Raw genomic sequence first — 6,854 nt, 5'->3', positions numbered from 1 at the left:
ACCGTGCTGGCGGCCAAGGTGCTCGACAGCAAGCGAGAGTTGCGCGCCTTTCACGGACGGGTGGCCATCGGCATTCTGATTGTGCAGGACCTGATCGCCCTGGTGGTCATGGCCTTTGCCAACGGCGAGACGCCCTCCTGGTGGGCGCTGCTGATTTTCGCTCTGCCGCTGTTGCGTCCGGTGTTCTATCGCCTGCTCGACATGAGTGGCCACGACGAGTTGCTGATGTTGCTGGGCTTGCTGTTGGCACTGGCCGTAGGTGGCCAGGGGTTCGAGTCTGTGGGACTCAGCTCCGAACTGGGAGCGCTGGCCTTTGGCGCCCTGCTGGCCAATCACCCGCGCGCGACCGAGCTGTCCAACTCGCTCTGGAGCGTAAAAGAACTGTTTCTGGTAGGTTTCTTTCTGCAGATCGGCATGGAGGGGTTGCCCGACGCCGACATGCTGATTTTTGCCGCCATCATGACGCTGGTGCTGCCCCTCAAGGGGCTGCTGTTCTTCGTATTGCTGCTGGCTTTCAAGCTGCGCGCCCGCAGCGCCTTTCTGACTGGCCTGAGCCTGAGTAACTACAGCGAGTTTGGCCTGATCGTCGCCAGTGTTGCGCTGCCGGAGTGGCTGGTGCCGATTGCCATTACCCTGGCGTTTTCCTTCGTGCTCTCCGCACCGCTCAACCACATCGCCCATCCGCTCTACGAGAAGCTGGCCAACCGCCTGCAGAAGCTGGAACGGGATAGCTGGCATCCGGACGAGCAGCCGATCTCCCTGGGTGATGCCGAGGTGGTGGTGATGGGTATGGGCCGCACCGGTGCCGCCGCCTACGAACGCCTGCAGAAGCAGGGCTATAAATTGATTGCCCTGGATTCGGACCCCGGCAAGGTGGACAAACACCGTAAGGCGGGACGCAATATTCTGTTCGCAGACGCCGAGGATCAGGCCTTCTGGCAGGGGTTGGACATGACCCAGATCAAGGCGGTGGTCCTGAGCATGAGCGACTCGGAAGCGAAGATCATTTCCGCCAAAAAACTGCGCAGCAATGGCTTTGAGGGCTATATCGTTTCCCATAGCCTGTACGAGGATGAAGCCAACCGCATCGACGCCGCTGGCGCCAACCGGACTTACCTGACGATGAACGAGGCGGGCACCAGCCTGGCCGAGCACATCTGTCAGTACATGCAGACCGGCCGGGCCGAGCACTGATCAGGCGACGGCCTGCTCAAGGAACCGGCGCATCCACTGGCCAACACGCTCACCCTGGTGAGGAACCGAGTAGCTTTCAAGCACCCTGGCCAGGTGGTCTGGCGTAAGTTCCTGTTTGCGGTACTGCAACAGGGCCTGAGCGTAGTCCACGCTGAATTCCGGATGGCCCTGAATGGCCAGAACCCGACCGGGGATATGGAAGGCCGCGTTCGGACAGAAGTCGTTACTGAGCAGACGTTCGGCGTCGGGCGGTAAGCGGGTCACCTGGTCGCGGTGGCTGATGATCAACGATACCGATTCGGCATCATCCACAAACGGTGGCTTGGTCAGCAACGGATAGGTCATCACCCCCAGGCCCCAACCGGTGTCCGCGCGCCCGGCCTCTCCACCCAGCGCGTGCGCCAGCAGTTGATGGCCAAAACAGACACCCACCATCGGTTTACCCGCCTCGAACAGCGCCCGGACATACTCACGCAGTCGGCGAATCCAGGGCTCATCGGAAAAGGCATCGTACTGGCTGCCGGTGATCAGGTAGGCATCATACTGATCCATGTCCGAGGGATAGTCGCCCTCAATGACCCTGAAAATGTCCATCTCCCAATCGAGCTGTTGACGCTCGAACAGCGCCTCAAACATTCGGCCGTAGCTGTGGTACTTAGGCTGCAACGCCTCTCTCAGAATATCCGCATCCAGAATGGCCAATCGCATGCACTGACTCCCGTCTTGTTGATCAACTGCCGCCCAGCTTAACCCACCTTCCGCCGGATTCCACCACTTCGAAGCGCGCCCACTGCCTGAATTCTTCCCGCTGACAAATGCCGGTCTCATAGGCGTTGGCGCCGGCGACGTTTTTATAGATCACCTGATCCCGGCGCTGTTCCGCGGCATCCGCCGCATCAACGACTTGCCTCACACACCAGCGATTCCCCAACTCTCCGTTACTGTAGAAACGACCGGCATCAATTCGCTGCGGGTGCTCGACCTGCTGCTCGGCGTGTTCGCGTGCCAGCTGCGTCAGCTCCACCAGCTCTTCCGTTGTAATGTCGACGTAGGAATTCAGCTGCTCCATGGCGGCCGCCAGATCTTCCTGACTGAGGGTGATGGAGCCGACTTTGGGCGGCGCGTGTCTGGTATGGTCCAGGCGGCGACTCCAGTGGGCCGGATAGCGGCGCCACGCGAAAAAGCTGTTGAACACCACCGCCGTGGCCACCAGGGTGAGCGCATTCAGGGCCACCGGGGTGATCACATAGTGGTAACCCATGGAATGTACACTGGCCCCACCGATGACCGCCACCAGAGCGGTGGCACCGCCCGGCGGATGAATGCAGCGCAGGTAATGCATGGCGGCCACCGCCAGCCCAACGGCCAGGGCCGGCGTCCAGAGCGTACCGGGGAACAACTTTTGGCAACTGACCCCGACTATTGCGGAGACCAGATGGCCGCCAATCACCGCCCAGGGTTGGGACAATGCCCCGTGCGGTACGGCAAACAGCAGTACCGCCGAAGCGCCCATGGAGGCGAGCATCAACAGGGCACCGACGTCGGCCAGATACCAGTGGGAGAAACCATAGACCGCCAGAATGCCCACGAAGGCACCCAGTGCCGATAGCAGCTTTTCGCTGTGACGGGTCCGGTTGCGCTCAATGCCAAGATAGGCAAGAATTTCTCGCCAGAGAGAGGAGATAGACACCAAACTGTCCTTATGCACCAAAAAAGTGCGCATAGTATCATTAGCCGGACCACCATGCGTCGGTTATGCTGGCGCTCAGCATAGGAATTCACGTCGGGAGCACTTGATGAACACAGCCACTCAGGCTCTGAAGGGCCGCTTGCAGACGGTGGGCGAAGAAGCCGCCAATACCATCAGCCACGGGATCGGCCTGATTGCCGCCATTATTGCCACACCGTTCATGGTGGCCCGGGCCATTCGCCTGGAGGACCCGGCCTTTGTGGTGGGCGTCAGCATCTTCTGCGCGACCATGATCGTGCTGTACCTGGCCTCCTCCGTGTACCACATGCTGCCGCAGGGACGGGCCAAACGGATTTGCAAGGACATCGATCACTCGGCCATTTACCTGCTGATTGCCGGCACTTACACCCCCTTTACACTGGGCGCCTTGAGCGGCCCCTGGGGTTGGACGCTGTTTGGCATCATCTGGGTGCTGGCGGCTTTTGGGGTGTTGATGAAGAGCCTGAGGAAGCTGCACCACCCGGTACTCTCGGTGGGGCTGTACCTGGTCATGGGCTGGATGGTGCTGGTGGCCATGCACCCGCTAACCCGCGAGGTACCGGCCGCCGGTATCGCTTGGTTAGTGGCGGGTGGCGCATCTTATACGCTGGGTGTGGTGTTCTATGTGCTGGACTCGAAGGTCAAGTTCGCCCACTTTGTCTGGCACCTGTTTGTGTTGGGCGGCACCCTATGCCACTTTGTCGCGGTGTTTGGTTATGCCCACTGAGGTGGGTCAAGCGACTTGAAACAGACGATCAAAAAATCCAGGCGATCATCAACCAGAAAATCACAAAAAACAGGAAGAAGCCCAGCAGCATAAACTGCAACTCCCCCAACAGGCCGTCGCCGGAAGCCACGGCGAAGACCAGAAACAGCACGACGGTGACAAAGAAGGAGACAATGGCGGCGGTTTTCAGCCCCATGCCGGGTTCCAGATAGGACGCGGAGAATTCGGCCAGGGAGGGCAAAAGCAACATCGCCGCCACGCCCACCAACACCACCAGCGAAACCAGGACAATGGCAATCTTGCGGGATTCGTTCCTGTCCTTGCGATCTTCTTCCCCCACCATTACCGGGCGCCTCCGTTCTGGCGGGCCTTGATCAATTCGCGCACCCGGTTGGGTTCGGGCATCCCCTTGGCTTCGATTTCAGGTTGGTCACCAGCGGTGTAGATCTGGATCGTACCCACGCCAAAAATGCGATTGAAAAAACTCTGGTTGACCCGCACGGTGCGAATGCCCGAAATACTGAACTCGGCCCGGTTTTTACTGAGCAGGCCCTGTTCGTACAGAATGTCGTGCTCTTTCACCGTCAGCAGTGAGCCTTTACACTGCAAATACCACCAGAGCAGAATCAGCAGCCCCAGCCCGAAAACCGGAATCAGCAACAGGCTGACGATAAAACCGATGGGGTTGTTCTTGAACATGGCGGGGTGTTCGGAGTACAGGGGTTCGCTCATGGCAGGCTCCTTGTTCTTGGGTCAATGAGCTTGATAATAGCACTCCCGTGCGCCCCCTGCAGCCGGGGTGGTTCACACCCCGGACGATTCACTGAACTTCAGCGTGCCTTGAGTGGCAGCTCCCGGTAGCGGTTCTTGCCGGAGCCACCATCGGCGCCGCCGTCATAGACGTAGCCATAAGCCGCAGAAGCTTCATTCCGTTTGACCAGCGCACCGCGCACCCACTGCACCGATTCATCGTCGACCAACAACCGGGCTTCACTCCAGTCGCCCTCACCACCGTGTTCGGTGTGGTAGAGGTGGCCGGTATCCTCCTCAATAAACAGCACCTGGACACTGTTGCCATAGGCGATGGCGTCCGCCCCGGTCTGATCGGCGTCAACGGCGTTCTGGACCACGGTGCGGTCGCTCACCTGAACCGGGTCACTCCAGTTGCCCTTGGCGTCGAGCCGCCGCTCACAGAGATAGCCGTCCGCCCGCCGATAAATCATCACGACCGTTTCGGACTCCGGCTGATACACCAGGGGCAGAATGGAGCCGATATCTTCACTATCGGTGCCGAGTCCCTCCGCGATGGTTTGCCGCTCGGTCAGTTCATCATTGGGTAGTAATTGACGGTAGAACGCCCTGCCGTCATCGCCGGTGTAAGCCAGGTGCACCACACCATGCTTGCCGAGCACCAGCGCCGGGCCTGACAGAGCCGGACCGATGTCGGCATCAATCACGGTTTCCTCGCTCCAGTCACCCTCGGGTGAGCGGGTGCGGGAGTGAATTTTATCGGGGCCACCGTATACCGCCACCACGCTACCATCGGAGCGCACAGCGATATCGGCCACCTGGGTAGGTGGCTCTTCGGGGGAGGCCAGTCGTTCGTCGCGAATGGCCCAGGTATCCGGTTGCTCGGGGTGATCTGAGGTGCGGAACACGTGATAGAACACATGATCGGAGGTCTGGTGCAGCATATGGATCCTGTCGTCCACCCGAACCGAGGCGAAGCCTTCCAGGTCGCCGGTTTTGGGGCGGTGTGCGCCATCCACTTCGTACCAGCTCTCTCCACCATTGGTGGACTTGACAGTCATCAGGGCATTCCAGGTTTCCGCCGGTTCCATCAGAAAGTAAAGATCGCCATTGCTCGCCTCCCAGGGGCCGATGCGCATGGGCGTTTCCACAAAGGTACCTCCCAGGTGACCATCGGCGACTTCAAGGGTTACCGAGGCCAGCACCTCCGACGCCAGTGGCTCTCCCGTCTGATCCACCAGCCGATACTCGAAACGGTCACCGGACTCGTTGAGGGCGGCTTCGTCGGAAAAGCGGCGAATCACGATGGGAAATTCCCATTCACTGTGCCCGCCCTCAGGTGACCAGACCGGTGTACGATCCGCGAAGCTGACGCCGGCACCACCGGTGAACGGTAGCAGGGAGACGCTTAACAGATCCCGGGTTGGGGCACCGTGCCCGAACGATGCGCTGGCCATAATACTGGTGCGAGGCGAGTGAGGTTGGCCTTCCACCACCAAGGCCCGCACGTCCGCCCGACTTCCTTGCGGCACATACAGTCCGGCGACGGAAGGGGGAATGTCCCGTTTGAGGTTTTCCGTAAAGACCAGTGCCTCATCATGGTATTCCACGATCAGGTCCTGGCCCGCCAGGATCAGTTTCAGCTCAAACCACTGTCCGGGTTTGATGTCGAACGGGTGAGTGGCGAGTGTGGACTCCATACCTTCACTGACGCGGACCACCTGCACGGCGTCACCGGCTTTTACGTCCACGCGCAAATAGTTTTCAGCATCCTCATAACCGAACACGACGCCTGCCTGGGCGTCCACCTCTGGCAGGCGCAGGTCAACCGCGAACTCCAGTGGCTCCCAATGGGTTTCATAGCGCCCCAGGGCCAACAGTGCCAAGTCGTCAGACTGAAGCGTCAGGTGTCCTTCATCGCCATTCGCTATCCAGGACAGCGCCGAGGCGTCGCCGCTGATGAGGTGCCAGAGCTCGTCCATCGCGTCACTGGGCTGGCGATCAAAATCGAGTTCGTACACTTTGGCGGGCTGCGGGAAATTTTCGGCCCCCAGGGGCTCCCACTCGCCATTATTGCGGCGTACGTCAAGCGGGTAACGACGCGCGGTGTTATCCGCTTCGGTGGCTTCGACTTCAAAGCGAATCCGGAAGGGCTCATCGGCGAACACGGTGGCCGGCTCGTTGGTGTCGCTGGCCCAACCACCATCGTCATTCAGCGGCAAACCGAACTCCGAGCGCACTCGAAACGCGGTTTGCCGATCGATTTCCGTTTGGGCTACGGGTTGATTTTGTTTAGGTCCGGTATTGTTGCAACCCAGTAAAAGCAACGCGCTCAGCGCACCGGCCAACAGCGGGACTATGACGCGAGGCTGGCGCGCCACAGAGCCCATAGTCGGCGCAACATTCATGATGTGGTTCATGGTTTTCCTCAGGACGTACGTTTGTCTATTTCGA

General features: G+C 60.0%; 7 protein-coding genes. 2 read left to right on the top strand and 5 right to left on the bottom strand.

All coding sequences use genetic code 11. The features are described from left to right. Positions 1 to 1,194 (top strand): cation:proton antiporter family protein (locus B3187_RS04830; RefSeq protein WP_286804852.1); only part of this gene is annotated, 1,194 nt, incomplete at its 5' end. Here B3187_RS04830 and B3187_RS04825 read toward each other — a convergent pair. Together B3187_RS04825 and B3187_RS04820 are read right to left on the bottom strand one after the other, a co-directional pair. Next, complete coding sequence (locus B3187_RS04825) at positions 1,195 to 1,902, bottom strand: glutamine amidotransferase-related protein (protein WP_170162880.1); 708 nt, start codon at positions 1,900 to 1,902, stop codon at positions 1,195 to 1,197. 22 nt (positions 1,903 to 1,924) lie between these two features. Then, a complete protein-coding gene (locus B3187_RS04820; protein WP_286804851.1) occupies positions 1,925 to 2,884 on the bottom strand; it encodes an HPP family protein in 960 nt (319 codons plus the stop codon). Positions 2,885 to 2,990: 106 nt separating this feature from the next. Here B3187_RS04820 and trhA point away from each other — a divergent pair, with 106 nt between their 5' ends. After that, complete coding sequence (gene trhA, locus B3187_RS04815; RefSeq protein WP_286804850.1) at positions 2,991 to 3,650, top strand: PAQR family membrane homeostasis protein TrhA; 660 nt, start codon at positions 2,991 to 2,993, stop codon at positions 3,648 to 3,650. 28 nt (positions 3,651 to 3,678) lie between these two features. Here the strand turns inward: trhA and B3187_RS04810 are convergent, their stop codons facing one another. The 3 genes from B3187_RS04810 to B3187_RS04800 form a co-directional block, all read right to left on the bottom strand. Further along, positions 3,679 to 3,993, bottom strand: coding sequence for a hypothetical protein (locus tag B3187_RS04810; RefSeq protein ID WP_286804849.1), 315 nt, complete (start codon positions 3,991 to 3,993; stop codon positions 3,679 to 3,681). Next, positions 3,993 to 4,382 (bottom strand): PH domain-containing protein, encoded by a 390-nt coding sequence (locus tag B3187_RS04805; protein ID WP_286804847.1) that lies wholly within the window; start codon positions 4,380 to 4,382, stop codon positions 3,993 to 3,995. The genes B3187_RS04810 and B3187_RS04805 overlap by 1 nt, the downstream gene beginning before the upstream one ends. A 98-nt stretch (positions 4,383 to 4,480) precedes the next feature. Continuing rightward, positions 4,481 to 6,820 (bottom strand): sialidase family protein, encoded by a 2,340-nt coding sequence (locus tag B3187_RS04800; RefSeq protein ID WP_286804845.1) that lies wholly within the window; start codon positions 6,818 to 6,820, stop codon positions 4,481 to 4,483. Positions 6,821 to 6,854: the final 34 nt, after the last annotated feature.

This window comes from Marinimicrobium sp. UBA4209 (assembly GCF_002381585.1).
GTDB classification, from domain to species: Bacteria; Pseudomonadota; Gammaproteobacteria; order Pseudomonadales; family Cellvibrionaceae; genus Marinimicrobium; species Marinimicrobium koreense.
This window is presented reverse-complemented; position numbering and strand designations above follow the sequence as displayed.

Excerpts from the sequence above, each read along its gene's own strand:
- B3187_RS04825 (WP_170162880.1), bottom strand. The coding sequence starts at position 1,902 with ATGCGATTGGCCATTCTGGATGCGGATATTCTGAGAGAGGCGTTGCAG.
- trhA (WP_286804850.1), top strand. The coding sequence starts at position 2,991 with ATGAACACAGCCACTCAGGCTCTGAAGGGCCGCTTGCAGACGGTGGGC.
- B3187_RS04810 (WP_286804849.1), bottom strand. The coding sequence starts at position 3,993 with ATGGTGGGGGAAGAAGATCGCAAGGACAGGAACGAATCCCGCAAGATT.
- B3187_RS04805 (WP_286804847.1), bottom strand. The coding sequence starts at position 4,382 with ATGAGCGAACCCCTGTACTCCGAACACCCCGCCATGTTCAAGAACAAC.
- B3187_RS04800 (WP_286804845.1), bottom strand. The coding sequence starts at position 6,820 with ATGAACCACATCATGAATGTTGCGCCGACTATGGGCTCTGTGGCGCGC.